Genomic DNA, 25,136 nt, shown 5'->3' on the forward strand with positions numbered 1-25,136 from the left:
TCTTCCCTCAGGCCGGAAGGCGGGGTGGGAACTTTTCCAGGGCGGTTGCCCGGCGCGGCCCCGAGTCGCAGTGGCACGATGACAGACGTGCAGACCGTTCACGACCCGATCGCCCGCGCCGTCATCGAGTGCGCGGCCGACGCGATCGTGGCCGTCGACAACGGTTACCACGTCACCGTGTGGAACCCGGCGGCGGAGCGGATGTTCGGCTGGAGCGCCGCCGAGGTCATCGGCCGGCCGCCGCCGATCGTCCCGGACGAGCTCAAGGCCGAGCAGAACGCCGTCCAGGAGCGGCTGCTGACCCGGCGCACCGGCGAGGGCGGCGACGGCGGCCGCATCTCCATCGCCACCCGCCGGTTCCACCGCGACGGGCGGCTGATCGACGTGCGGATCGACACCAGCCTCCTGCAGGACGGCGACGGCGCCCCGCTCGGCTGGGTGGGCGTCTACCACCCGGTCGAGGAGGACGAGGTCGCCCAGCACCACACCGCCGAACGGGCCCGGCTCGTGCGCCGCCTCAACGACATCGTCGCCGACCTCAACGCCGAACTCGACCTGGGCGTGGTGCTCGACCGGATCACCGCCGCGCTGATCGAGCTGACCGGCGCCGACGCGGCCGGGTTCGTCCGGATCGAGGGCGAGCGGCTGCGGCTGGTCAACATGACCGGGCTGCCCGACCACATGCGCGGCGCCACCGCCGACCTGCGCTCCAGCCTGGTCGGCGAGCTGCTGCGGTCGGGCCGGGCGGTGCGGCTGGCCACCGGCCGGCAGCGGCTGGGCGATCTGATCTGGTCGGAGCTGCCCGGACTGCACACGGTGGCGCTGGGGCTGTCGTTCCTGCAGAACAGGCCGTACGGGGCGCTGTACGCGCTGTTCTCCGGCCGCAAGGTCGGACACCGCGAGCTGGAACTGCTGGAGCTGCTGGCCGGGCACGCCGGGGTGGCGGTCGGCAACGCGGTCGCCTACGAGGAGGTGGTCCGGCAGCGGGCGCACGAGCGGGCGGTGATCGACTCCAGCGCGGACGGGATCGCCGTCCTCGACCGCGACGGCCTGGTCCGGCAGTGGAACCCGGCCGCGCACGCGCTCACCGGGATCCCGCCGGAGCAGGCGCTCGGCAAGGAGCTGCCGTTCGAGATGCCCGCGGTCGGCGAGATGCTCACCATCCCGTTCGAGACGGGCGTCTGGCTGAACGTGCTGGTCGCGGAGATCGAGGAGACCGAGGAGCTGGTCGTCGACTTCCGCGACGTGACCGAGGCCAAGGCGCTGGAGGAGGCCAAGGACCTGTTCCTCGCCACCACCAGCCACGAGCTGCGCACCCCGGTCACGGTCGTGCAGGGGTTCGCGAGCACGCTCACCAACCGGTGGGACGAGATGGCCGACGCCGACCGCCGGTCCGCCGTCGCGACCATCGCCGAGCGCGCCCAGTCGCTGGGCCGCCTGGTGGAGCACCTGCTGCGCGGCGCCCGCGCGGGGGCGGACGAGCTGGCCGTGACGATCGAGTCGTTCGGGCTGGCCAGGGTGCTGGAGGGCGTGGTGGCGGGCTTCCGCTCGCTGTCGGACCTGCACCGGGTCGAGCTGGAGATCGCCGACGACCTGCCGCAGGCGCGCGGAGACGCCCTGGCCACCGACATCGTGCTGGGCCAGCTGCTGGAGAACGCCGTCAAGTACTCCCCGGACGGCGGCACGATCACGGTGCGGGCCTGGTGCGAGGACGACGACGTGGTGGTCACCGTGGTCGACGAGGGCATCGGCATCGCCCCCGGCGACCACGAGCGGATCTTCGAGCGCTTCGTGCAGGGCGAGGCGGGCGACCGGCGCCGCTTCGGCGGCATCGGGCTCGGTCTCTACATTGTGAAACGCCTCACAGAGGCGCAGGGCGGGCAGATTTCGGCGCACCCGGCCGCCGGGCACGCGGGCACGCGGATGTGCTTGCGGCTGAAGGCGGCCACCGCGCCGGCCGGTGAGGGCGCGCATCCCGCCGGGGAGCCGGGGTGAACCCGCGTCGCCGCACGCCAGGGCCTTGTGGCGGTGTTACTGCCGTGACCGGCGGTGCGCTTTGGGAACGTTCCCGGCGACGGCAGTGTGACGGACGAAACGCGCGCGTGAGGAGTAATCCGCCGTTGGCTGGATAGATCCATAGATGTTTTCGAGCGGGGTTGTGCTTCCGATCGGCGCCGTATACGGGGGTGATGGGCCGTGACTGGACGGTCGGTCACTCGTTGTGCCAGGAAGCAGGGTGTTTCGCGAAGGTTTCCGGCTTCTGGCTTCCGGGCATTTCGGACGTACCAGAAAGCGCAGCCGGTTTCGCAGGGTCACGGGAGGTGAGGGCGTCGAGCGTCGTACTGCTGCCACACGCGCCGTCCAGCGTCGCGGTCGCCCGTAGGCGCCTCAGCTCCGACCTGACCGCCTCGGGCGTCTTCGAGACCGTGGTCGACGATGCCAGCGTCATCGTCAGCGAGCTGCTCAGCAACGCGCTCCGCCACGCCCGCCCGCTGCCCTCCGGCCAGATCCGCCTCACCTGGTTCCGCAACGGCGACCTCATCGAGCTGTCGGTCAGCGACGGCGGGGCGATGACCGAACCCAGACGCGGCCCCGGGACGCTGTCGTCCCTCGGCGGTCGGGGCCTCGGCATCGTCGAGGCCCTCTCCGAAGGCTGGGGCGTCCGGCACGAGGACGGCTCCACCACCGTCTGGGCGGTGCTGCGCGCCCCCGAGAACGCCGAAGAGACCGTCCACAGCCCCTCCGCGGTGTTCCCCGACTTCGGCTCCCTGGAGGACCTGACCGAGGAGCCGTCCGGCGGACTGCACAACGGCAGCGCCAGAGAGACCGCCCCCACCAGGGCCTTTCCAGGCTGACGGCCGGAGTAGGACCCCGGGTGTTCATCTGCCCGCCCGACCTTGTATGGTCCTCTTCAAGCTCGGGCGCTGTCGTGCCCCCGTCGACACCGCCCGAGCCTCCACACTCTCTTTCAAAGTCCCGGCCTACGGCGCTCGCCTGGCGGCTCGCCCCTGACCGGGCCTTGGCGAGCGCGGCATCGCTCCGCGATCTGGGCGGTAACACTCGCCTCCGGCATCGCCTCACCGCCCAGGTAACGCACTCGCGCGGTACCTGAGGCCCCCTAGCCTCCGGGGGGCGGATCACGCAGGATCGGGCACGACATGCAGCGCGGACCGCCCCGTCCCGTGCCCAGCTCGCTGCCGCTGATCCGGATCACCTCGACGCCAGCCGCCTCCAGCTGGGCGTTGGTCTCGATGTTGCGCTCATAGGCGACCGTGAGCCGCGGCCCGATCGCCAGGGTGTTGTTGCCGTCGTCCCACTGCTCCCGCTCCGCGGTGACCGGATCCAGCCCGGTGTCGATCACCTTCAGCCGGTCCAGGCCCATCGCCTCCGCCGCCGCCTCCAGGAACGGGCGCGGCGGCCCCACCAGCAGATCGCCGTTGCCGGAGGTGACCGCGTACGCGGTCAGGGAGTCCGCCACCGGCGGATACATCACCACCGTGTCCACGTCGACCATCGTGCAGACCGTGTCCAGGTGCATCGTCGCCCGCTCCTGCGCGATCGGCACCGCCAGCACCGTGTGCGCCAGCCCCGCCTCCAGAACCTGCCGGGCCAGCCGCTCCACCCCCGCCGGGGTCGTCCGCTCCCCCGTCCCGACCGCGAGCACGCCCGGAGACAGCAGCAGAATGTCGCCGCCCTCCACATGCTCCAGCGACGGCCCGTACACCGGCTCCACCCCCGCGAACCGCGGATGGTGCGCGTACACCAGCCCGACCAGCGACGCCTCCATCCGCCGGGCGGGCATCGCCAGGCTCGTCACCGCCACCCGGTCGCCGATCCACGCGCTGTTGTCACGGGTGAACAGCAGCCCCGGCAGCGGATCGATGATGAAGTCGAGCCGGTCCATCAGGCGGTACACCAGGCCGTGCCCGCTCTTCAGCTCCTCGTGCGCCAGCCCCGCGATCAGCACGTGGGCCAGCTCCTCCGGATCGAGATCGCGCAGGTGGTCCGCCACGACCCGGCGCAGCTGATCGCCCCACCGCAGGTCGGCCACCACCCCCGAGATCGCGGCGTCCCGCGCCTCCTCGTACTCCAGGGCGTCCTGGAGCAGCTCGGTGACGTACAGGACCTCCACCCCGCGATCGCGCAGCGCCTGCGCGAACGCGTCGTGCTCCTCCTGCGCCCGCCCCACCCACGGGATCGCGTCGAACAGCAGCTTGTCGCTGTTGCGCGGGGTCAGCCGCTTGAGCTCCGCGCCCGGACGATGCAGCAGCACCGTCCGCAGGCGCCCCACCTCACTGGTCACCCGATGCTCGTACGCTCTCGTGTGCGTCACACTGCGAGTCTAGGTGCCCGCTGATCAGCACCGATCGGCCAGACGTCCGGCTGTGTCACCATTTGGTGGTGCCCGGACGGATCGGTGCCCTCGCGCCCCATCTCACCGCGGCCACGCTGCTCCGGGTGTCGGCGGAGGGCGCCGCGACCGCGCTCGTCCTGACCGTCCAGGCCCGCACGGGCCGGGCGGCCGACGCGGGGTTCCTGCAGACCGCGCTGACGCTGCCGTACATCCTGAGCGGGCCGGTGATCGGGCACCTGCTGGACCGCACGTCCCGTCCCCGCACGCTGGCCATGGCGCTCGCGACCGGCTACGCGGCCGCGACGGCGGTGCTCTTCCTGACGGCCGGACGCTCCCCGCTGGTCCTGGCCCTGATGATCGCGGCCGTCGTCGGCTGCACGGAGCCCATCGTGGTGGCGCTCACCAGCCTGCTGCCCCGCTTCGTCGCGGCCGAGCGGCTCTCCCGCGCGTACGGCCTGGAGGCGTCGAGCTACAGCGTCGCCGCCATAGCCGGCCCCGGCCTCGCCGCGGCACTGGCCACCCTCGCCGGCGGCTCCAACGCGGGCCTGGCCACCGTGACCGCCGCCGCCCTGGGCACCCTGGCCCTCCTCTTCCTCCCCCACCGCCACACCCCGTCCACCGACGACACGGGCGCCCGCCAAACAGCCCCCCGGGCCGCTGCCCGCGGCGGCGCGGTGAGCGGGGACACCCCGGCGGACGACCAGGGCGCGGCCACCGACGACACGGGCTACCAGGCCACGGCCCGCTGGGGCGAGGCGGCCAGTGGGCCTGGGGACGGACGACGCAAGGGAAGCCTGGACAGCGGTATTCGAGGGCCTGACGCCCGCAACGCGGACCCAGAAGGCGACGCGGACACGCAAGGCGGCGCGGCCCAGGAAGCAGGCGCGGCCCAGGAAGGCAGCGCGGCCCAGGAAGGCGGCGCGGCCCAGGAAGGCGGCGCGGACCCGGAAGGCTGCGCGGGGGGCGGCGACGCGGAGGACGACGACGCGGAGGACGGCGACGCGGAGGACGGCGACGCGGAGGACGATGACGCGGGGGGCGGCGACGCGGGGGACGGCGACGCGGAGGACGGCGACGCGGAGGACGGCGACGCGGAGGACGGCGACGCGGAGGACGGCGGCGCGGAGGACGGCGGCGCGGGGGGCGGTGGAACGCGCCTGGGGCGGCGGGAGCGCTTCGGGGGTGTGCGGGCGATCGGGGACGTGGTGATCGGCGGGTTGTTCGTGCTGGTCGCGAACCCGAGTCTGCGGTCGTTGACGGTCGCGACGACGTTCGCGTGGCTGGGGTTCGGCGGGGTGGCGGTCACCGCCGTCCTGTTCGCCGAGCACATCGGCGAGGAGGCCGGCGCGGGCGGCCAGTTCCTCGTGGCGTTCGCCGCGGGCTCGCTGATCGGCTCCCTCGCCTCGGCGCGATGGCTGAAGGCCGGTCAGGCGGACGCGGTGGTCCTGGGCGGGCTGGCGGCCTTCGGCGGCGCGCTGGCCTTGGTGACGCTGGCGCCGTCGCTCCCCTGGGCGCTGCTGTGCTTCCTCGTGGTCGGCATCGTCGAGGGACCCGTCTTCACCGCAACCCTGATGCTCCGCCAGCGCGAGTCGCCCCCTGAACGGCTCGGGCAGGTCAACACGACGGGCGGCAGCCTCAAGATCGGGGCGTCCGCCGTCGGCGCCGCCCTGACGGGCACGTTCGCCGACACGATCGGCCCGATCGGACTGCTCCTGGCCATCGCCGCCTGCCAGCTCCTCGGAGCCCTCCTCGGCCTGCTCCTCCTGCTCATCGGCCGCCCGTCCCGGGCCCGCGACCGGGTCACCAAGCGCTGACGGCACGGGTCCTGAACTGGTGACTCATTTTCGACGTCATTGTCAAGTCTTGTGTCTCCTACGGGCGCGGTCGAGAATCTGGGGGCCTCTTCGACATTGGAGGGACGGATGTTCCGCTTGATTGCCTTGGAGCGGCGCGGCAGGATCTCGCTCGCGACGGCGGTCGCGGTGGGGACGGCACTGGTACCGGCCGGAGCGAGCGCGGACAGGGTCCGTCCCGGGAACGGGCTGGAGGTCGTGGCGGGCAAGCGGATCCTGCTGGCCAACGACGACTCGGTCCAGGCGTCGGCGGCGGACGGGGCCGACGGCCGCGGCCTCTACATCCTGCGCAAGGCGCTGTGCGAGGCGAAGGCCGACGTGGTCGTGGTCGGGCCGTGGAAGCAGCAGAGCGGAGCGGGCCGGGGCATCTCCACGGCCCCGCAGGCCAGGGTCGCGCCGCCGATCGCGATCCCCGAGGGGTTCGCCGGGGACTGCTCGACCGCGCCGTCCCGCGGCCTGATCGTGGGCGCGTGCGCGAGTTCGGGCCCGTGCACGCCGCAGTCGGCGACGCTCACGCCCGCCGACGCGGTCGAACTGGCGCTCAACGCGTTCCTGCCGCGGCAGGCGGGCTGGGCCGGCGGGCCGGACCTCGTCCTGAGCGGGACCAACTCCGGAGCCAACTCCGACATCGCGGTGAACATGTCCGGCACGGTGGGGGCCGCGACGATGGCCGCCGAGCACGGCGTTCCGGCCGTGGCGGTCAGCGCGAGCGGCCAGGGCGAGATCGGGCGGCCCCCGTCCGACCGCACCTACGAGGCCGCCGCCGCCTTCGCGACGAAGGTCGCGGCCCGCCTGCTGTCCGACCGGAGGGCGGCCGAGCGCCTCGGCCGGGAGAAGGTGCTGCTCAACATCAACGTTCCCGACGTCCGCCCCGGCGCGTCGCCCTCGCCGCGGTGGACGCGGATGGGCCGGGACCCGCTCGGGCACGTCACCTATGTGCCCGACGGAGCGGGCGGGTACCGGCTCGGCTTTAGCACGGCGGACCCGGCCCCCAGGCTCGACCCCCGCAGCGACACCGCGGCCCTGCGGGCGGGGCACATCAGTATCGGCGCCATCTCGGTGAACAGGACCGCCGAACCCGGGTGGGTCCGCGACCTCGCCCTCACCGGCGGCTGACGAACGCCCCGCAGGACGCGAAACGGCGGCTCAGCTGTAGAAGCAGACGAGGTCGTAGTTGTCGGTCTCGTGTTCCCCGTCGGCTTTGCACTGTTTCAACCAGCCGTGCAGTTCCCTGATGGAGCCGATGACCATCTCCCTGATGGAGCCGGTGACCTTCTGGTCGCCGATGGCCGACAGGTCCGCGGCGTCCAACTGCTCGGCGAGGGACAGCGCCTCGTCCCGCTCCAGGTAGCCGATGCACGGGAAGTCGTCGATGGGCGGCATCGTCACCGGGGAGCCCGAGTAGATCAGGTCGTTCGGGTCGAAGCTCACTCCGACCTGGGCGAGCGCGTCCCGGACGGTGTCGAACCAGCTGAAGCCGACGGGGTACCAGTGCCCATTGCCGAGCATGCCGCCGAAGGTGTCGCAGAACGCTCTGAGGGTGTTGCCGTACACAAGTCCCTCGGTGCCGGTGAGCGGCTGGTCGAAGAACATCTCCCGCATGGACTGCCGGGTCGGCCCGTACTCGTACTCCTCGTCCTCGTCGTCCTTGCAGAAGCGGTCCTGGATCCAGGCCAGGAAATCCTCGGGGTCTTGGGTGTAGGTGTGCGGCGATCGCAGCACGTTCACGTTCACCGAATACGGCGTGACGCCGTAACCCATGCATGCCTCCGTGTCTCGTGATCTCGGCGGCCACGCTAACGGGCGCCGGGGACGTTCCGGCGATCCGTCACGGGCGGTGGCTAGGGTCGGAACGGTCATGTCCCTGAGCCCGCACGCCGCCCTGGCGGCGGCCGTCGCCGTGCTGGTGGCGGCGAACGTCCTCAACAACAGGCTGGCGCCGTCGGCGTACGTGCTGACCTCGGTGGTCACGACCGGTGTGCTGCTGGCGCTGTTCGCGTCGGCGGGCGTGGGCTGGTCGCAGGCGGGTCTGGGACGGGACGCGGCGCGCCGCGGGCTGGTCTGGGACCTGGTGCTCGTCGCCGCGGTGGCCGCGTGCTACCTCGTCCTGGCGCTGCTTCCGGCGACGCGGGAGCTGTTCCTGGACCGGCGGGTCGGGGACGCCGGGCAGGGACGGCTGGTCTTCGAGGTCTTCGTCCGGATCCCGCTCGGCACGGTGCTGCTGGAGGAGGTGGCCTTCCGCGGCGTGCTGTACGGCCTGGTCAGGGCGGAGCACGGGGTGGTCTGGGCGACCGCGGTGTCGTCGGTGCTCTTCGGCCTCTGGCACGTGCTGCCCTCGTCCGGGATCAGCACCGTCAACCCGCACTTCGAGCGGATCTTCGGCACGGGCGCGGCCGGAGCCGCGGTGGCCGTGGCGGTGACGGTGGTCGCCATGACGCTGGCCGGGGCGCTGCTGTGCGAGGTGCAGCGCCGCAGCGGCAGCCTGATCGCGCCCGCCGCGCTGCACTGGGCGGTCAACGGGCTCGGGTTCGCCACCGCGTACGCGGTCATCGGCGGCCGCGGATAAATCAATCGACTTCCGGCGGAACGGTTCGTACGCTCAGGGCATGTTCTTCGCAGCCGGCACCCGCACGCTCGCAGAGTCCGCTCTGCTGAGCGCGGTGCCGGCTGCCTTCCTCCTGGCAGCAGAGGCAGCAGACGCAGCCGTCGACGGCCTGCGACGCTGACCCCTCTCCGTCCCACCCTCCGGAGAACCAGCGGAGGGGGGTTGGTCCAGACGCCCGCGGAATACCCGCGGGGGGTTCTCACGTTCCGCCGGAACCCAGTGAGGACAAGGATCATGGCGAAGCAGCTTTACGAACGCGGCAAGCCGCATCTCAACATCGGCACGATGGGCCACGTCGACCACGGCAAGACCACCCTGACCGCGGCGATCACCAAGGTGCTCGCCGCCCGGGGGCTGGCCTCCGCCGTGCCGTTCGAGGGCATCGACCGGACCCGCGAGGAGCGCGACCGCGGCATCACCATCAACATCGCGCACGTCCACTACGAGACCGCGACCCGGCACTACGCCCACGTCGACATGCCGGGTCACGCCGACTACGTGAAGAACATGATCACGGGCGCGGCGCAGGTCGACGGGGCGGTGCTGGTGGTGTCCGCGCAGGACGGCGCGATGCCGCAGACCCGCGAGCACATCGTGCTGGCGCAGCAGGTCGGCGTCGGGCACATCGTGGTGGCGCTCAACAAGGCCGACGCGGTCGAGGACACCGAGCTCCTCGACCTGGTCGAGCTGGAGGTCCGCGAGCTGCTCTCCGAGTACGGGTTCCCGGGCGAGGAGATCCCCGTCGTCCGGGTGTCCGGGCTCAAGGCGCTGGAGGGCGACCCGTACTGGACGGCCCGCATCGGCGACCTGCTCGACGCGATCGACGCCTACGTGCCCGTCCCGCCGCGCATCCTGGACAAGCCGTTCCAGATGCCGGTGGAGAACGTGCTCACCATCACCGGCCGCGGCACCGTCGTGACCGGCGTGGTGGCGCAGGGCTCGGTACGGGTCGGCGACGCCGTCGAGGTCGTCGGGCTCGGGGACACCTTCGGCTCGGTCACGACCGGGCTGGAGACCTTCGGGCAGACGATGGACCACGCCGAGGCCGGGGACAACACCGCGATGCTGCTGCGCGGCGTCAAGCGGGACCAGATCCGGCGCGGCCAGGTGGTCGCCGCCCCGGGCACGATCCGGCCGCACCTGCGGTTCCGGGCCCGGGTCCGGGTGCTGACCGCGGAGGAGGGCGGCCGGAGCAGGCCGTTCTTCCACGGCTACCGGCCGCAGTTCCACTTCCGGACGACGGACGTGTCCGGCGCGGTGGACCTCGGCGGTGAGGGCTCGATGGCGATGCCCGGCGACGCGGTCGAGATGACCGTCGAGCTGGGCAAGCCGGTCGCGATGGCCGAGGGCCTGGGCTTCGCCATACGCGAGGGCGGCCGCACGGTCGGCGCCGGCACCGTCACCGCCCTGCTCGACTAGAGCGGCGCCGCCCCGATCGGGCGTCGTACCGGGGAGGACCCGGCGGAGGAATCCGCCGGGTCCTTCGCCGTTCCGGGCGCCTACTTCCGCGTTTCACCGGCACGAATGGATCTTGATGTGGTGGGATTCCCCTATACCCCGCTGTTTCACCCCGTGACCCCGCATGGAGAACTGTGCGAACCCCGCGCGCCTTGATCCCCCTGCTCGCCGTCGCCGGAGCCGCCGCGGTCGTGGTCACCGCCGGCGCCGGCGCCGCGATCGAGAACGTGTCCGGCACCACCGGACCGGCCCTCGCCGACGCCGCCGAGGCGCTTCCACCGGCCACGGTGAACGCCCTGACCTGGAACGTCTGCGGCGACACCGGCTGCCCCATGGGCAGCAGGCCCGGCGAGCTGGCCACCGAGATCGCCCGGCAGCTGGCCGGCAGCGAGGTCGGCGGGCGCACCGTCAGCATGAACGCGGTCTTCCTCCAGGAGGTCTGCTCCGGCCACGTCGACACCCTCAAGCGCGAGCAGCGGCTGCGCTCGTGGAGCTGGGCGTTCGCCCCGTCCCGGACGACCGGCGGCGCCGAGCGGGCGTGCGCGAACGGCCAGGGCACGCTGGGGGTGGCGGTCGGCACCGAGGCGCCGATGTCGGACGTCCGGGAGATGCGGCTGCCCTCGCCCGACCGGTACGGCCGGTCCGCGGCCTGCGGCACCGTCGGCGCGTGGAACGCCCGGCTGTGCGGCGTCCAGCTCAGCTCGTCGCAGTGGGACGACGACCCGCGCGGCCAGTGGCGCGGCAAGCAGATCGGCGCGCTCGGCGAACTCGCCGCGGAGAACCGCGTGATCATCGGCGGCGACTTCACCGAACGCCCCGAGTCCCCCGCGCTCGACCCGCTCTACCGCGCCTTCGCCGAGTGCGACCAGGGGCCGAACGAGTCCCGTACCGGCGCGATGACCCAGCAGGACTGGCGCGGCACCCCCGTCGCCAAGACCGACTACCTCTTCATCAGCAAGACGGCCGGCGCCTCCTGCGGCGTCTCCGGCACGCCGACCCGGGCCTCCGACCACCGCCCGCTGGCCGCCGCCGTCAGCTTCCGCTGACCGTGCCCCCGGCCACCGGCGCTCCGGTGGCCGGTGGCCGGGGGCACGGAGCGCGTCAGTGGACGGCGCGGTCCTGGCCCTCCCAGTACGGGGCGCGCAGCTCACGCTTGAGGATCTTGCCGGTCGGGTTGCGCGGGATCGCGTCCCGGCGCTCGACCGACGACGGGCACTTGAAGTGCGCCAGCCGCTCCCGGCAGTAGTCGATCAGCTCCTGCTCCGGGACGTCCGCGTCCAGCACCACGATGCCCTTGGGCCGCTCGCCCCACTTCTCGTCCGGCACGCCGATCACCGCGCAGTCGGTGACGTGCGGATGGCCCATCAGGACGTTCTCCACCTCCGCCGGGTAGATGTTCTCCCCACCCGAGATGATCATGTCCTTGACCCGGTCGTGGATGAAGAGGTAGCCGTCCTCGTCCAGGTAGCCCGCGTCGCCGGTGCGGAAGAAGCCGTCCGGCAGCAGCGCCGCCTCGGTCGCCTCCGCCATCCCCCAGTAGCCCTTCATGTTCTGCGGCGTCCGGCACAGGATCTCCCCGACCTGCCCGGTGGGGACCTCCTCCAGCGTGGCCGGGTCGACGATCTTCAGCTCGCAGGACGGGTTCGGGATGCCCGCGCTGCGGATGCGGTGCGCGTGCGGGCCGTCCGGGTCGTGGTCCGCCGACGGCAGCGAGGTGATCGCCCCGGTGGTCTCCGTCAGCCCGTACACCTGCATGAAGTCGGTGCCGGGCAGCATGCCCATCGCGCCGCGCAGCACCTCGTCGCTGATCGGGGACGCCCCGTACAGCAGCAGCTGGAGGCTGGACATGTCCACCTCCGCCACCTCCGGCATCAGCTGCCAGAACTGCAGCAGCACCGGGACGAGGAAGACGTGCGTGACGCGGCGCCCCTCGATGTCCCGGGCGATCGCCATCGGATCGGGCTCACGCGCGATCACGCCGGTGATCCCGTCGAAGATCACGCAGACGGTGAGCGCGTTGCCCGCCACGTGGTACATCGGCATCGCCACCATCAGCACGGTGGAGTCGTCGATGTTCCAGATGTCGTTGCTCAGCGGCAGCACCGAGTTGAAGTTGTCGTGGGTGAGCATCACGCCCTTGGGCAGCCCGGTGGTGCCCGAGGAGTACAGCTGGACGAACACGTCGGTGGTGTCGGTGGCGTCCACGGGGCCGCCGGGCTCCTGCGCCGCCAGCCAGGTCTCGTAGTCCTGGTGGCCGTCGCCGCCGCCGATCACGATGGTGTGGTCGGTGTGCTCCAGCTTGCCCGCGATGGCGTCCAGCACGGGGACGAACTCCGGCCCGACGATGAACACCTTCGCCTTGGCGTTGTTGACGATGTAGGCGACCTCGTCGGGCGCCAGCCGGTAGTTGATCGGAACCTGCACCGCACCGATCCGGGCGGCGCCGAAGAGCTGCTCGGCGTACTCGAGCGAGTTCTTGTCCAGGACCGCGACCCGGTCCCCATGGCCGACGCCGGCCGCGGCGAGAGCCGCGGCCGCCCGATCGACGCGCCGGTCGAAGTCACGGTAGGTGATCGAGGAGTCGCCCGCGTGGAACGCGATGCGATCCGGATGCCGCTGCGCGCGCTCGCGCAGTACCTCAGTCAGGCTCGGCACGAAAGCCCCTTTCGCCGGGTGGCCGCCCGTTGTGATCGAAATCATGCGGGTATCGGCGCACCGGGGGCAAGAGGCGCCCGGCCGAGCGTTTCTAACGGCCCTTGAAGGACTTGGACGACTTGGAGACGAGCATCACCGCCAGGTACACCAGGACGGCGACGAAGCCTATGAAGAAGAAGAACTTCACCATCGACATGAGCGCGCCGAGGACGGTGAGCACCAGCCAGATGGCGAGCACCACTCCGGCGATCGTCAGGATTGTCTTACCCATGGCACCACGCTATGCCGCTCCGTGGACGTCCGTCATCACCCTGCGGGAGGACCCTGCGGAGGCTGCGCCCCGCCGCCAGGGGGAGCCTCACCCTGAGACGAACCCTGACCCGGCTGCTGGAAGGACCCCCCGGGACCTTGGTCGTACGGGGGCGCGAACTGCCCACCCACCTGCCCAGGCTGCCCGCCCGGCTGTCCGAACTGCCCCGGCTCGGCAGGCTGTCCCGGGTAAGGCTGACCGGGCTGCCCCGGCTGGCCGAACGGCCCGGGCTGAGCGGGCTGCCCCGGGTAAGGCTGGCCCGGCTGCGCGTACTGGCCGGGCTGTGCGCCGTACGGAGCGGGAGGCTGCGGTTGCTGGCCGCCCCACGGGCCCACCGGTGCGGGCTGCTGCGCCTGCCGCCCGCCCTCCTTCATGAGCCGGACCGCCCCGAGCCCGCCCGCGACCACCGGCGGCAGCACGAAGATGACCAGCCCGATCAGGTCCATGTGCCGGAACGACCTGAAGTAGATCTCGACCATCTCGATCGGGAGGCCCCTGCCCCGGACGCCGTGGTACACGAAGATCCCGATGATGTCGCCGACGAGCACCGCGACCAGCGACGAGACCGCGGCCAGGATCGGCCCGAGCGGCCCGTTCGGCCTCGTGAACAGCAGCACACCGCCCGCGATCGCGCCGACGATCAGCGCCGTCAGCGCCGCCGTGACGCGGACGGTCCCGACGCCGCCGTATCCCAGGTTGTTGACCATGAAACTGATGATCACCGTGATCACCGCGTCGACGATGGTCGCGGCGACGAGGCCGACGAGGACGGCGGCGAGGATCGCACCGCTGGACGAGGGGGAGCGCGTTTGCGACATCCGCCCATTAAACCGCCCGCCATGCGCCCGTGAAGGCCCCCGCTCGACGGTGAAGATCAGGTCTTACGAACCGGCGACATGGCACCCACCGCAACCTCACACCTACATGACGTAACAGCAACGTCCCCGCCGCAACGACGATCTCTTCACAGCGCGCAGCTCGCGCGACGGCACGGGCGCGGGGCCGCCGACGGGAAGGTCGAGATCGCCGGCGTCGTGCGGGGCGGTGCGGTGGCGGTGAGGGTTCGCCGGGCGGGCTTTGTCGCGGTGCACGGCTTGGGACGCGGCCCGGGCCCGGGGCATGCGGCCATCTGCCGGGTCGAGTTGCCGCTCCCTTACGTCTGGGGCCCGGCGGGGTCGGGCCAGGGGAGGACGGAGAGGGTTTTGAGGGCGCGCACGAAGGCGCGGCGCTCGTCCGGGGGCAGGTGGGCCAGCAGTTCGTCCTCGCTGCGGCGGATCGCGGCCTGGGCGGAGTCCCGCAGGCGGCGGCCCTCGGGGGTGAGGGAGAGCAGCCGGGCGCGGCGGTCGGCGGGGTCGGGGGTGCGGCGGATGAGGCCGCGTTCCTGCAGGTCGTCGAGGACGCCGATGATGCGGGTCTTGTCGGCGCCGATGGCCTTCGCGAGGGCGCTCTGGGTCCGTACCGGCTCCTCGCTCAGGCCGAGCAGGACGCCGTACGCCCACATGGCGAGGCCGTGCTCGCGCAGGATCGGCACCTCGGCCGCCATCAGCGCGCGGCCCAGCGGAACGATCATCGCCGCGAGGTCGTCCCGCTCCTCCTCCAGCCCGTCCGCCATGGCGTCAAAGATAGGACGTCCGGGAAAATAAGCATGGACAGATGATAGGTGCTTGCCTATTATCCGGTTCATGACGATTGATGCGATACGCGAGCTGGACCGCCGGGCGGTGCTGGCGACGGTGGACGTGGCGAACCGGGCGGGCCCCGCCGACCTCTCCCGTCCCACGCCCTGCGCGGGGTGGACGCTCGGCGACCTGCTGGCCCACATGACCGCGCAGCACCACGGATTCGCCGCCTCCGCGCGCGGTGAGGGCGCCGATCTCGGCGCCTGGAAGGTGCGCCCGCCGGGCACCGTGAAGTCCTACGCCGAGGCCGCCGACGCCGTGATCGCGGCGTTCGCCGGGGAGGGCGTCGCGGAGCGCGACTTCGCGCTTCCCGAGTTCGGTCCCGGGGTGGCGGTCCCGGCCGAGCAGGCGATGGGGTTCCACTTCATCGACTACGTGGTGCACGGATGGGACGTCGCGCGGGCGCTCGACCTGCCCTACGAGCTCGACGCGGAGCTGCTGGAGGCGGCGCGTCCCATCGCGCTCGCCGTGCCGGACGGCGACTTCAGGCTGGAGCCGGGCGCCGCCTTCGCCCCGGCCCTCGGCGCCACCGGCGATCCCGGTTCTCTGGACGAGATCCTGCTCGCCCTCGGCCGTTCACCCGCCTGGCCCCGCGTCGAGGGCGCCTGACCCCCGGGCTAAGAGTCGAGGGTCTCGTCCACCACGCGGAAGGTGGCGCACGGCCAGCGGCCCATGCAGGCCCGGCAGCGGAGGATCGGGTGGTCGGGGTCGCTGGTGATCCCGCCGGCGTCCTGGGGGCGGTGCAGTTCGAGGAGCCGGAGGCCGAGCTCGGCGAAGGCGATCACCTCGTCCCGGGCGCCGGTCAGGAAGGCCAGGTCCTCGCGGGAGAGCCGGGTCCTGATCGGGACGAATCCGGACCTGTTCACCAGGCGGGACAGGTACCGGGTGGACGAGCGCCACGAGCTGGACTTCTCCGAGCGGGCCCGGATCGCCGCCAGGCGCTCCCGCAGCCGGGCCTCCCTTGGATCGGTCCTATGGTCGGCCTTCATACGCGGCGCCCCCCTATGCATGGCGGCCCTGGATCCCCCGCGACGGGCGGTCGCCCGTGGCCGCGGCGTGACGCGCGCGGCGCGGGGCGTGCGGGATCCGGCTGCCTCTGTCGCACCCGCTCAGCCTCCCCTACTCGGCGGCCCTGCGCGGCCCGAACGCGCAGATCGCCGCCCTGTTCCGGCCCCTCCAGCGGCACGGATTTATCGGGCAAAAGTGGTATCGCGGAAGGAGTCGCCCGCCCTGCCGGGGGATGCGACACGGGACTTGGCGTACTCCCTGGCCCGCGCGCCGTTCGCCCGATAGTGTGCCGGACGTGGAGCTAAATGTCTCGACCGCGTCTCAGGGAGGTCACGCCGTCGTCACGGCGACCGGCGAGCTCGACCTGTACACCGCGCCCCGGTTGCAGACCGCGCTCGCCGGACTGCTGCGCGAGCAGCTCGACCGCGTGGTGGTCGACATGAGCGGCATCGACTTCTGCGACTCGACCGGAATGAACGTCCTGCTGTCGGCCTTCAAGCGGCTCAAGGAACGGGGCGGCACGCTGGAGCTGGCCGCGCCGCGGCCGGCGGTCAGACGGATCCTGCAGGTCACCGGGCTCGACTCGGTCTTCACCGTGATCGACGCCGTGCCCGCCCTGGACGCCGGATGACACCCGGCCGGCACTGACCGACGACCGACCGACCCGCGGGGAGCGCCCCCCTCGCGGGTCGTTCCCTTTTTCGTGGCGGATCGTTCTCCCCCGGGGCGCGCCGTTCCCTGGGGCGGGCCCGCGGCGGCCCACTACGATCGCCCCTATGCAGGATGTAGCGGTGATCATCCCGGCCAAGGACGAGGGCGACCGCATCGCGGCGACCGTGAAGGCCGCCCTGGAACTGCCCGGAGCCGGCCTGGTCGTGGTGGTCGACGACGGATCCGCCGACCGCACCGGGCGGGTGGCCGAGGAGGCCGGCGCCCGGGTGGTGCGGCACAGCCGCAACCGCGGCAAGGGCGCCGCCATGGAGACCGGCGCGGAGGCCGCCCGGCTGCTCGACGCGGGCCGCGACCGGCCCCGCCACCTGCTGTTCCTGGACGCCGACCTGGCCGACACCGCGCGCGACGCCGCGCCGCTGGTCGAGCCGGTGCGGGCCGGCCAGGCCGACATGACGATCGCGACGTTCTCCAGCACGGTGAAGCTCGGCGGGCACGGCTTCGTGGTCCGGCTCTCCCGGGACGGCATCCGGCGGGCCACCGGCTGGGAGGCCACCCAGCCGCTGAACGGGCAGCGCTGCCTCACCCGGACGGCGTTCGACGCGGCGCTGCCGCTGGCCGCCGGGTTCGGCGTGGAGACCGCGCTCACCATCGACCTGCTGCGCAAGGGCTTCCGGGTCACCGAGGTGGAGGTGCCGCTGGCGCACCGCGCCACCGGCACCGACTGGCGGGCCCAGACGCACCGGGCCAGGCAGTTCCGGGACGTGGCCAGGGCGCTGGCGGCGCGCGAGCCCGCGGTGGTCGCGGGGCTGGCCCGGTTCCGGGGCCGCCGGTCGTGAAGGCCGCCACCCGCCTGCGGCGGACCCCCGCAGGCGGGGGCCGCGGGAAGGAGCTCGCGGACGGCGCCCCGCCCGGCCGGCTCGGCCGCGCGGGGCTCGGCGCGATCGGGCTGAGCATCGCCTGCTTCCTGGTGACCTCGGTGCTGGGCCCGTCGGTGATGGAGCCCGCGCTGCCCGGCAGGCCCGGCCAGCCGCCCTGGGCGTTCGACGCCGCGCCGTCGCCGTACCTGGTGATCGGCCTGGTGGTGCTCGGCGTGCTGGCGGGCGCGGGCGGGCTGCTGGCGTGCTTCACGGCGGTCGGACGGGGCTGGCGGTGCCGGCCGTTCCCGCTGGTCGCGGCGGGGGTGCTGGTGGCGGCCGCGTTCGCGTTCCTGCCGCCGATCGGCTCCGGCGACCATCTCAACTACGCCGCGTACGGCCGGATGGTCGTCACCGGGCACGACCCGTACGCGACCCGGGCGGTGGACATGCCCGGCGATCCGGTGGTCGGCGCCGTCGAGGAGTGGCGCCGCGCCCCGTCGGTGTACGGGCCGCTGGCCACGGCGCAGGAGGCGTTCGCGTCGCGGATCGGCGGGGAGTCGGTGCGGCTCACGGTCTTCGTGATGTCGCTGGTGAACTCGCTGGCGTTCGCGGTGACCGCGGCGGTCCTGTACTGGACGTCGCGCACGCCCGAGCGCCGCCTGCGGACCGCGCTGATGTGGACGTTCAACCCGTTGCTGCTGTTCCACCTGGTCGCGGGCTCCCACAACGACACGCTCGCGATCGCGCCCATGGTCGCCGCGCTGGCCGTCTTCGCGGGCCGCTCCTGGGCCGGCGACGCCCGCGACGAGGGGCGGGGCGGGGAGCGGGTGCGGGCGCCGATGACGCGGGCGCTGGCGGCGGGGGCGCTGGTCGGGGCGGCGATGGCGATCAAACTGCCGGCCGCGCTGGTCGGCGGCGGCCCGGCCTGGGTGCTGCTGCAACGCTGGCGCGCCACCCGCGAGGGCGCCGCGCTGTGGCGGGCGGCGGCCCTGTTCGCGGGCGCGGGCGCGGTCGCGGCGGTCACGTTCGCGCTGGCCGGGCCGCACGCGCTCGACCAGGTCGCCAAGGCGTCCAACTCGGTCTCGCTGGCCACCCCGTGGCACCTGTTCGACATGCTCATGGGCCGGGGCGGGCACCGCACCGTCATCAAGATCGGCTTCGTGCTGCTGATGGTGACGCTGGTGGTGCTGCTGGCCCGCGCCCTCCCGCGCGAGCCCGGCCGCCTCGACGGGCCGTCCGGCGACCACGCGGAGAGCCTGCGGATCGCCGCCGCGCTCGTCCTGGCCTGGCTGCTGGCGGCCCCCTACGAGCTGCCCTGGTACGACGGGTTCGCCTGGGCGGCGCTGGCGCTGCTGCCGTGGTCGCGCTTCGACCGGCTGCTGCTGGCCCACACCACCGCGCTCAGCCTGGCCTACCTGCCCGCCCGCGACCCCGACCTGATCGGGCTGCCGGACGGGCTGCGCTGGCTGGTCACCATCGTCCGGCCGATCATCATTCCGATACTGACGACGGCGATTCTGATCGCGGTGATCCGGACGTGCCTGCGGGCCGGCCGTGATCGAGTTCCAGCGCCCGCACGCTCGCCGCGAGCATCAGCGGAGTCGCGAGGCTGAGCGCCACCGACAGGATCACCACGCCCGAGTCGTTCGCCAGCGTCCCCGCCACCCCCATGGTCAGCGCGGACAGCAGCGCGGGCCGCATGGTCGCGCTGTGCTCGTAGGCCCGCTCCAGCAGCGGCGTGCGCGCCTTGATCGGACGGACCAGCGCGAAGAACAGGAACCCGACCGCGCCGGCCAGCGGGATGATGAACGGCCAGTAGCCCAGGCTGCGCAGCATCGCCTGGAACTTGCGGGCCACGGTGTCCCAGGCGTCGCCCGCGACCAGGTCCTGCCAGAACCGGCCCAGGTGCGTGGGGTTGGCGCTGCGCGCGTTCAGGTACGAGATCAGCAGCACCAGCACGGCCCCGGCCAGGCAGAACAGCACCAGCCGCGGCACCGACACCCGCTTGCCCGCGATCATCAGCCCGAGCACGGCGAACGCCGGGACGATCGCCAGCACGCCGCCGAAGTCGCTGCCCCAGGCCGGCAGCCCGTCCACCGCCACCGCGGCGACGCCGATCACCGCGACGATCGCGACCGCGAGCCACTTGCGCCCGGCGCGCAGCGGGTACTCCGCCAGCCACGCCGCCGACAGGATCACCGCCACCGCGAACAGCGAGAACGCCTGGTTGCCGAAGCCGTAGAACCGGCCCGCGACCAGCGCGGTGTAGCCCATCAGCGCGTTGAGCTGGAGCCGCGAGCCGGTCATCACGTCGATCGCCAGGACCAGCGCGGTCACCCCGGTGATGACCAGTCCGGGGGCGGTCACCGAGCGCCGCCACGGCCCGGCCACCGCCACGCCCGCGACCAGCCCGGCGAACCCGACCACGGCGCAGACCAGGGCGGGCGCCGGATGCGCGGACTGCCACCAGGGCAGCAGCCCGGCCAGGAACGAGGCGACCGGCGCCGCTCCCCCGACCAGCGCGACGATCCGCGTACCGGCGAGGATCTTGGCCCGGGACTCGGGGGTGTCCCAGCGGCGGCGGCGCAGCGCCAGGACGGCCAGCCCGTACAGCAGCAGCTGCGCCCCGCCCAGCACCCAGAAGAACACGCCCTGGATGTTGCGGATCGCCTGCGCCGCGACGTCGGCGTCCTCCAGGTCCTCGACCCGCTCCCCGGTGGTCATCCGGCTGGGCTGCACCCGCCAGGGCGAGCCGACGGCCTGCTTGGGCTGCTCCAGGCCGAGCGACGTGAGCGCGGTGGAGGTGACGTCGGTGAGCGTGACCATCCCGGGCTGGCGGGTGGCGCTGGAGGTCAGCATTCCGGAGCGGGCGAACCGGCCGTTCTGCGCGCCGAGGGTCTGCGCGGCGGCCACCCGCAGGTGGGGGGTGACGCCGATGTCGGACAGCCCCGCCACCAGGACGGTCGTGCCGGGCGGCAGCGCGGCCACGACCTGGGCGATCCGGCGGTCGGCTGCCGCCGCGGCGCCCCTGCGGTCGTCCGGGGTGACCGGGACCTGGTCGCCGTCGGCGTCGACGCCGGCGTCGAGGTAGACGCGGAAGACGTCGTCGACCTCGACGGCCGCCAGCGGGCAGCGCGTCCAGTCCTGCGCGGACACCCGGTCGGCGGACGGCACGTACCGGTCGACCCGCCCGTCGCCGCCGGCCAGCCCGAACACCGCGCCGGGGCCGACCGCCAGGGTGCAGCCGCCGGCCCGCCGGACCGTGTCGCCGAGCAGCCCGACCTGGGCGTGGTACGAACCGCGCGCGTTGTCCTTCTTGATCTCCGCCCAGCCGGGGGCGGTCGCGCCCGCCTCCGGGGGCGGCGCCGTCCCGGGCGCGGAGGCCGCGCTCGACCCCGGCAGGACGGGGGAGGCGGGGAGCACGCAGTCGCCCTGCGGCAGCAGGGCCCGCTGCCCCGCCGACACTGTCAGCCAGCCGTCGGTCGGGCAGGTGTTGACCTTGGTGGTGCGGACGCTGAGCGCGCCGCCCGCGCCCTGGCCGGTGAGCCGCCACAGCGCCGGGGTGGTCCGTTCGCCGACGTCCCGCCACATCAGCCCCGGCACCCCGATGATCACCGTGCGTCCGGTGGGCGCGGCCGCGGCCGGCGGGGAGGCGGGCGCGGCCGCCGGTGCCGCCGCGGCGGGTGCCGGTCGCGCCGCCATGAGCACGGTCAGCCCGGCCACCAGGGAGAACACGGCGGCGAAGACCATGCCGATCTTGAGCCCCCGCGCCATGGCGTCCAGGCTACAGGGACCTCACCGAGCCCTGTCCCGCGTTCCCGGTCGTTCACCGCGGGACCGGACGGCGGCCGCACGGTGCCGGCACGGGGGCGACACGAGGGCCGCGCGGCCGTGGCGGCCGGGGACGTGCGCCAGGATGGGGGCCATGGGTGCAGGCAACGAGGTCCGCGGTGACGCCGGACGGGCCGGGTCCCCGCGGACGGTTCCGGCGGCGGGCCGGCGGAGGCGGTCGGGCCCGGATCTGGCATTCCTCGCGGCCGGGATCGCCGTCGCGGCGGCCCTCGTCGCCCCGATCCTGGCGTGGTGGCTGAACAACCCGCCCGACCAGCGCATGGTCGACCTGGAGGTCTACCGGGACGGCGGGCGCGCCGTCCTGCGCGGGGCCCCGCTGTACGAGGTGCTCACGCAGCCGCCGCAGCTGCTGCCGTTCACCTACCCGCCGTTCGCCTCGCTGCTGGCCGTGCCGTTCACGGTGATCTCGTGGAAGGCGGCGCAGTGGCTGTGGATGGCGCTGCTGTACGCGGCGCTCGCGGTCGTGGTCGGGTACGCGTTCCGCGACCTGATCAGGCGCACCGGACGCTGGGCGCCGGTCACGGCGGGCCTGCTGATCGGCGCCACCGCGTGGCTGATGCCGGTGTTCGACCAGGCCCGGTTCGGGCAGGTCGGGGTGATGCTGATGGCGCTGTGCATGGCCGACTGCCTGACCGAGCGCCCCCGCTGGCCGCGCGGCATGCTGGTCGGGCTGGCCGTCGCGATCAAGCTGGTGCCCGGGGTGTTCCTCATCTACTTCCTGGTCACCGGGCGGCGCCAGGCGCTGGGCAACGCCGTCCTCACCGCCGCGGCGGCCTCGCTGGCGGCGTTCGCGGTGCTCCCGAGCGACTCGTCCGACTTCTGGTTCGGGGCGCTGCTGGAGGGCGGCGACCGCACCGGCGCCGTCAACGGCACCACCAACCAGGCCATCAACGGCATGGTCGCCCGCCTCTACCTGCCCGGCCCGGCCGGCACGCTGCTGTGGCTGGTCCTGGTCGCGGCCATGGCGTACATCGGGTTCCGGATGGCGCGGCGCACCACGCTGCTCGCCGACACTCTGCTCGCCGACACGGTGCTCGCCGAGAACCCGCGCGCCGCCGGCGACCGCGCCGCCGACGCCCGCAGCCTGCGGCTGGCCGCGGTCGCGATCGTCGGCCTGCTCTCGGTGCTGCTGTCCCCGGTCGGCTGGATCCACCACCTCGTGTGGCTCGTCCCGGTTCTGGGCGCCCTGCTGGGAGACGGGCGCGACACCCGCAGACGCCTGGTCGCGGCTGTCGTGTGGGTCTGGTTCCTGTTCCCCCTGCCCTGGTGGGGGGCCAAGCTGATCAGTCTCCAGCAGGGGCCGCTCACCAAGATTCCGGGCAAGATCGTGCAGGACGCCTACGGTCTGGCGGCGGTGGCCCTCGTCCTGCTGCTGGGCCGGTGGCTGGTCAACCGGCTGGTCACGCGGGTACCAGATGGGGAAGATGCTTCGCGCCGACCGGCCGGGATGGATACTCTCCCCCTGTGATGCTTGTCGCGGTGGCCGTCGTCGGATTGGTCTCCGGGGTGGCCGGTCTGACCATCGCGGTGATGGCCCACAATCGGGTGAACCAGGTCGTCGAGGAGTGCTCGGAACTCCTCAGACGCCAGCTGCAGGTCACCGGCGGGAACGCCGACGACCAGGCGCTGCGCGATCTCGCCATCGTGCACTACGACGCCCTCAAGGAGATGTCGGGCCACCGGTCCTTCTCCCTCGCCGTGCTGAACGCCAACGGCGACGGGGTGGTGATCAGCTCGATCAACGGCCGCACCGAGACCCGCACGTACGCCAAGGCGGTCCGGGAGGGGCACCCGATCGACTCGCTCTCGCCCGAGGAGAACCAGGCGCTGCGCGCGGCCCGGCTCGGCAAGGGCCCGGTCGTGTCGATGGACGACCCGCTCCCCGACTTCGGCAACCGCACCCACCCCGCCACCGCCTGACCGCCGGGGCCGGAGCCGCCCTTGGCGGGGTGGCGTGATGTGCGGGGCCGCCACGCACCGTAAACTCGGACCACTCGACGCCGTTCCTGCCTCACACCCGCCCGCGCCGCCGCGCGCCGGGGCGGAGGAGTAGACCTCACATGCCACAGCGATACGCCTATCTCGGGCCCCAGGGCACGTTCACGGAGGCCGCGCTGCGCTCCGTGCCGGACGCCTACAGCGCGGAGCACCTGCCGTTCGCCACCGTGCCCGCCGCGCTGGACGCCCTGCGCCGCGGCGAGGTCGACGCGGCCGTGGTCGCGCTGGAGAACTCCGTCGAGGGCTCGGTCCCCACCACGCTGGACGAACTGGCCACCGGCGAGCCGGTGCAGATCGTCGGCGAGGTGCACCTGCCCGTCTCGTTCGCCCTGCTGGTCCGGCCCGGGACGTCGTTCGCCGACATCAAGACCGTCGCGTCCCACCCGCACGCGCAGCCGCAGTGCCGCCGCTGGCTCGGCGAGCACGTCCCCGACGCCGAGTGGCGCGCCGCCACCTCCAACGCCGAGGCCGCGCAGCACGTCGCCGACGGCCACTACGACGCCGCGCTGGCCGGGTCGTTCGCCGCCGCCCGCTACGGCCTGTCGACCCTGGCCGAGGACATCCACGACATCGCCGACGCCGTCACCCGGTTCGTGACGGTCCGCCGCCCCTGCCCGCCGCCGCACCCCACGGGCACCGACCGCACCACGGTCGTCGCGTTCATCGGCGAGGACCACCCGGGCGCGCTGCTGGAGATCCTCAACGAGTTCGCGATGCGGGGCATCAACCTGACCCTCATCCAGTCCCGGCCGACCGGGGCGGGGCTCGGCTCCTACCTGTTCTGGATGGACTTCGAGGGCCACGTCACCGACGCCCGCGTCGGAGAGGCCATGATGGGCCTGCGCCGGGTGTGCGCGGACGTCCGCTTCCTGGGCTCCTACCCGCGGGCCGACCGCGTCCGCCCCGAGATCCGCCGCGGCACCCACGACACCGACTTCACCGAGGCCGCCGCCTGGCTGGAGTCCGTCCGCTCCGGCCAGCCGCATCCCTGACCCGGCCGGGGCCCGCGGGCGTACGCTGCCCGGGTGACGACGTTCGATGAGTACGAGCGGGAGCTGTGGACCGGGCGGGCACCGGCGTACGACCGCGGCTTCGCCCGCCTGACCGCCCACACCGCGGGCCTGCTGCTGGACGCGGCCAAGGTCGGCCCCGGAACCGCACTCCTGGACGTGGGCACCGGGCCCGGCGTCGTCCCCGCGGAGGCCGTCCGGCGGGGCGCGAAGGTGTCCGCCGTCGACGCCGACCCCCAGATGGCCGAGACGGCCGCGCGGAACGTCCCCGGCCTGGACGTGACCGTGGCCGTCCTGCCGGACCTGCCGTTCGGCGACGCCTCGTTCGACGCCGTCACCGGCAACTTCGTGATCAACCACGTGGGCGACCCGGCGGCGGTGCTGGCCGGGCTGCGGCGCGTCCTGCGGCCCGGCGGGCGGCTGGCGCTGACCTGCTGGGAGATGCCCGGCAGCGGCGCGCTCGGGATCGTCCGGGAAGCGGTCGACCGGGTCGGCGTGCCCTGGCCGGACGACATCCCGGTCACGCCGTTCATGGAGCACGGGGAGCGCGCCGCGTTCGAACGCCTCGTCCGCGCCGCCGGATTCGCCGACGCCCGCGCCGAGACCGTCACCTGGCACCACCGCACCGACCCGCAGGAGTGGTGGGAGACGGGGGCGATGTCCAGAGTCGGCAGCAACGGCGTGATCGTCACCCGCCAGGACACCGCCACCATCACGCGGATCAAGGCCGCCTACGACGAGATCATGACCCGCTACGCCGTGGCGGACGGCCAGGTCTCCCTCCCCGCCCACGCCCTGCTCGCCCACGCGACCCGCTGACCTCGG

The 25,136-nt window shown here is 73.3% G+C and carries 22 protein-coding genes and 1 pseudogene; 15 read left to right on the forward strand and 8 right to left on the reverse strand.

Features of this window, described 5'->3' with window-relative positions; genetic code table 11:
- The first annotated feature begins 78 nt into the window (after positions 1-78).
- Both ACZ466_RS20950 and ACZ466_RS20955 read left to right on the forward strand, forming a co-directional pair.
- The gene (locus tag ACZ466_RS20950; protein WP_378284548.1) at positions 79-1,995 is read left to right on the forward strand and encodes a PAS domain-containing sensor histidine kinase; all 1,917 of its coding nucleotides are present in this window, start codon (positions 79-81) and stop codon (positions 1,993-1,995) included.
- A 326-nt stretch (positions 1,996-2,321) separates the two neighbouring features.
- A complete protein-coding gene (locus ACZ466_RS20955) occupies positions 2,322-2,855 on the forward strand; it encodes an ATP-binding protein (RefSeq protein ID WP_378284547.1) in 534 nt (177 codons plus the stop codon).
- 263 nt (positions 2,856-3,118) lie between these two features.
- Here the strand turns inward: ACZ466_RS20955 and ACZ466_RS20960 are convergent, their stop codons facing one another.
- A complete protein-coding gene (locus ACZ466_RS20960; RefSeq protein ID WP_378284546.1) occupies positions 3,119-4,333 on the reverse strand; it encodes an arginine deiminase in 1,215 nt (404 codons plus the stop codon).
- 68 nt (positions 4,334-4,401) lie between these two features.
- On the opposite strand from ACZ466_RS20960, the gene ACZ466_RS20965 reads away from it, so the two are divergent.
- Together ACZ466_RS20965 and surE are read left to right on the forward strand one after the other, a co-directional pair.
- Complete coding sequence (locus tag ACZ466_RS20965) at positions 4,402-6,168, forward strand: MFS transporter (protein ID WP_378284545.1); 1,767 nt, start codon at positions 4,402-4,404, stop codon at positions 6,166-6,168.
- A gap of 108 nt (positions 6,169-6,276) precedes the next feature.
- Positions 6,277-7,323, forward strand: coding sequence for a 5'/3'-nucleotidase SurE (surE, locus tag ACZ466_RS20970; protein ID WP_378284543.1), 1,047 nt, complete (start codon positions 6,277-6,279; stop codon positions 7,321-7,323).
- A 30-nt stretch (positions 7,324-7,353) separates the two neighbouring features.
- Here the strand turns inward: surE and ACZ466_RS20975 are convergent, their stop codons facing one another.
- Positions 7,354-7,968 (reverse strand): DUF7691 family protein, encoded by a 615-nt coding sequence (locus ACZ466_RS20975; protein ID WP_378284542.1) that lies wholly within the window; start codon positions 7,966-7,968, stop codon positions 7,354-7,356.
- A 97-nt stretch (positions 7,969-8,065) separates the two neighbouring features.
- Between ACZ466_RS20975 and ACZ466_RS20980 the strand changes: the two genes are divergently transcribed.
- The 3 genes from ACZ466_RS20980 (at position 8,066) to ACZ466_RS20990 (ending at position 11,316) form a co-directional block, all read left to right on the forward strand.
- The gene (locus tag ACZ466_RS20980; RefSeq protein WP_378284541.1) at positions 8,066-8,773 is read left to right on the forward strand and encodes a CPBP family intramembrane glutamic endopeptidase; all 708 of its coding nucleotides are present in this window, start codon (positions 8,066-8,068) and stop codon (positions 8,771-8,773) included.
- Positions 8,774-9,046: 273 nt separating this feature from the next.
- Positions 9,047-10,231, forward strand: coding sequence for an elongation factor Tu (gene tuf, locus ACZ466_RS20985; protein ID WP_378284540.1), 1,185 nt, complete (start codon positions 9,047-9,049; stop codon positions 10,229-10,231).
- 173 nt (positions 10,232-10,404) lie between these two features.
- Positions 10,405-11,316, forward strand: a complete 912-nt coding sequence (locus ACZ466_RS20990; protein ID WP_378284539.1) for an endonuclease/exonuclease/phosphatase family protein — start codon at positions 10,405-10,407, stop codon at positions 11,314-11,316.
- A 55-nt stretch (positions 11,317-11,371) separates the two neighbouring features.
- Here ACZ466_RS20990 and ACZ466_RS20995 read toward each other — a convergent pair whose 3' ends face one another.
- From ACZ466_RS20995 to ACZ466_RS21010, 4 genes are all read right to left on the reverse strand, one after another.
- Positions 11,372-12,925: a long-chain-fatty-acid--CoA ligase gene (locus ACZ466_RS20995; RefSeq protein ID WP_464043909.1), complete on the reverse strand. Its 1,554-nt coding sequence runs from the start codon at positions 12,923-12,925 to the stop codon at positions 11,372-11,374.
- A gap of 91 nt (positions 12,926-13,016) precedes the next feature.
- Positions 13,017-13,196: a hypothetical protein gene (locus ACZ466_RS21000; protein WP_378284537.1), complete on the reverse strand. Its 180-nt coding sequence runs from the start codon at positions 13,194-13,196 to the stop codon at positions 13,017-13,019.
- Between the two features lie 35 nt (positions 13,197-13,231).
- Positions 13,232-14,053, reverse strand: coding sequence for a hypothetical protein (locus tag ACZ466_RS21005; protein ID WP_378284536.1), 822 nt, complete (start codon positions 14,051-14,053; stop codon positions 13,232-13,234).
- Between the two features lie 335 nt (positions 14,054-14,388).
- Positions 14,389-14,847, reverse strand: a complete 459-nt coding sequence (locus tag ACZ466_RS21010; RefSeq protein WP_378284535.1) for a MarR family winged helix-turn-helix transcriptional regulator — start codon at positions 14,845-14,847, stop codon at positions 14,389-14,391.
- Between the two features lie 70 nt (positions 14,848-14,917).
- Between ACZ466_RS21010 and ACZ466_RS21015 the strand changes: the two genes are divergently transcribed.
- Positions 14,918-15,523 carry a TIGR03086 family metal-binding protein gene (locus ACZ466_RS21015; RefSeq protein WP_378284534.1) on the forward strand — a complete coding sequence of 202 codons (606 nt, stop codon included), beginning with the start codon at positions 14,918-14,920 and terminating at the stop codon, positions 15,521-15,523.
- An 8-nt stretch (positions 15,524-15,531) separates the two neighbouring features.
- Here the strand turns inward: ACZ466_RS21015 and ACZ466_RS21020 are convergent, their stop codons facing one another.
- On the reverse strand, positions 15,532-15,903 hold the full coding sequence (locus tag ACZ466_RS21020) for a hypothetical protein (protein WP_378284532.1): 372 nt from the start codon (positions 15,901-15,903) through the stop codon (positions 15,532-15,534).
- 314 nt (positions 15,904-16,217) lie between these two features.
- On the opposite strand from ACZ466_RS21020, the gene ACZ466_RS21025 reads away from it, so the two are divergent.
- The 3 genes and pseudogenes from ACZ466_RS21025 to mptB form a co-directional block, all read left to right on the forward strand.
- Positions 16,218-16,553: an STAS domain-containing protein gene (locus ACZ466_RS21025; RefSeq protein ID WP_378284531.1), complete on the forward strand. Its 336-nt coding sequence runs from the start codon at positions 16,218-16,220 to the stop codon at positions 16,551-16,553.
- A 145-nt stretch (positions 16,554-16,698) separates the two neighbouring features.
- On the forward strand, positions 16,699-17,430 hold the full coding sequence (locus ACZ466_RS21030) for a glycosyltransferase family 2 protein (protein ID WP_378284530.1): 732 nt from the start codon (positions 16,699-16,701) through the stop codon (positions 17,428-17,430).
- A gap of 158 nt (positions 17,431-17,588) precedes the next feature.
- A pseudogene (gene mptB, locus ACZ466_RS21035) lies at positions 17,589-18,374 on the forward strand (polyprenol phosphomannose-dependent alpha 1,6 mannosyltransferase MptB); the annotation flags it as partial.
- Positions 18,375-18,942: 568 nt separating this feature from the next.
- On the opposite strand, the gene ACZ466_RS21040 reads toward mptB, so the two are convergent.
- Positions 18,943-21,225, reverse strand: a complete 2,283-nt coding sequence (locus ACZ466_RS21040; protein ID WP_378284529.1) for a DUF2339 domain-containing protein — start codon at positions 21,223-21,225, stop codon at positions 18,943-18,945.
- 151 nt (positions 21,226-21,376) lie between these two features.
- Here ACZ466_RS21040 and ACZ466_RS21045 point away from each other — a divergent pair, with 151 nt between their 5' ends.
- The 4 genes from ACZ466_RS21045 (at position 21,377) to ACZ466_RS21060 (ending at position 25,130) form a co-directional block, all read left to right on the forward strand.
- Positions 21,377-22,771, forward strand: a complete 1,395-nt coding sequence (locus tag ACZ466_RS21045; RefSeq protein WP_378284528.1) for a glycosyltransferase 87 family protein — start codon at positions 21,377-21,379, stop codon at positions 22,769-22,771.
- Positions 22,771-23,223: a DUF4446 family protein gene (locus ACZ466_RS21050; RefSeq protein ID WP_378284577.1), complete on the forward strand. Its 453-nt coding sequence runs from the start codon at positions 22,771-22,773 to the stop codon at positions 23,221-23,223. Before ACZ466_RS21045 ends, ACZ466_RS21050 begins: the two co-directional genes overlap by 1 nt.
- Before the next feature lie 140 nt (positions 23,224-23,363).
- The gene (gene pheA / locus ACZ466_RS21055; protein ID WP_378284527.1) at positions 23,364-24,293 is read left to right on the forward strand and encodes a prephenate dehydratase; all 930 of its coding nucleotides are present in this window, start codon (positions 23,364-23,366) and stop codon (positions 24,291-24,293) included.
- Positions 24,294-24,326: 33 nt separating this feature from the next.
- Positions 24,327-25,130 carry a class I SAM-dependent methyltransferase gene (locus ACZ466_RS21060; RefSeq protein ID WP_378284526.1) on the forward strand — a complete coding sequence of 268 codons (804 nt, stop codon included), beginning with the start codon at positions 24,327-24,329 and terminating at the stop codon, positions 25,128-25,130.
- Positions 25,131-25,136 lie beyond the last annotated feature (6 nt).

The organism is Actinomadura rugatobispora (assembly GCF_055379765.1).

Coding starts and splice junctions, on each gene's coding strand:
- ACZ466_RS21040 (WP_378284529.1), bottom strand. CDS start 21,225: ATGGCGCGGGGGCTCAAGATCGGCATGGTCTTCGCCGCCGTGTTCTCC.
- tuf (WP_378284540.1), top strand. CDS start 9,047: ATGGCGAAGCAGCTTTACGAACGCGGCAAGCCGCATCTCAACATCGGC.
- ACZ466_RS20950 (WP_378284548.1), top strand. CDS start 79: ATGACAGACGTGCAGACCGTTCACGACCCGATCGCCCGCGCCGTCATC.
- pheA (WP_378284527.1), top strand. CDS start 23,364: ATGCCACAGCGATACGCCTATCTCGGGCCCCAGGGCACGTTCACGGAG.
- surE (WP_378284543.1), top strand. CDS start 6,277: ATGTTCCGCTTGATTGCCTTGGAGCGGCGCGGCAGGATCTCGCTCGCG.
- ACZ466_RS21020 (WP_378284532.1), bottom strand. CDS start 15,903: ATGAAGGCCGACCATAGGACCGATCCAAGGGAGGCCCGGCTGCGGGAG.
- ACZ466_RS21000 (WP_378284537.1), bottom strand. CDS start 13,196: ATGGGTAAGACAATCCTGACGATCGCCGGAGTGGTGCTCGCCATCTGG.
- ACZ466_RS21015 (WP_378284534.1), top strand. CDS start 14,918: ATGACGATTGATGCGATACGCGAGCTGGACCGCCGGGCGGTGCTGGCG.
- ACZ466_RS20980 (WP_378284541.1), top strand. CDS start 8,066: ATGTCCCTGAGCCCGCACGCCGCCCTGGCGGCGGCCGTCGCCGTGCTG.
- ACZ466_RS21010 (WP_378284535.1), bottom strand. CDS start 14,847: ATGGCGGACGGGCTGGAGGAGGAGCGGGACGACCTCGCGGCGATGATC.
- ACZ466_RS21045 (WP_378284528.1), top strand. CDS start 21,377: ATGGGTGCAGGCAACGAGGTCCGCGGTGACGCCGGACGGGCCGGGTCC.
- ACZ466_RS21005 (WP_378284536.1), bottom strand. CDS start 14,053: ATGTCGCAAACGCGCTCCCCCTCGTCCAGCGGTGCGATCCTCGCCGCC.
- ACZ466_RS21050 (WP_378284577.1), top strand. CDS start 22,771: ATGCTTGTCGCGGTGGCCGTCGTCGGATTGGTCTCCGGGGTGGCCGGT.
- ACZ466_RS21030 (WP_378284530.1), top strand. CDS start 16,699: ATGCAGGATGTAGCGGTGATCATCCCGGCCAAGGACGAGGGCGACCGC.
- ACZ466_RS20975 (WP_378284542.1), bottom strand. CDS start 7,968: ATGGGTTACGGCGTCACGCCGTATTCGGTGAACGTGAACGTGCTGCGA.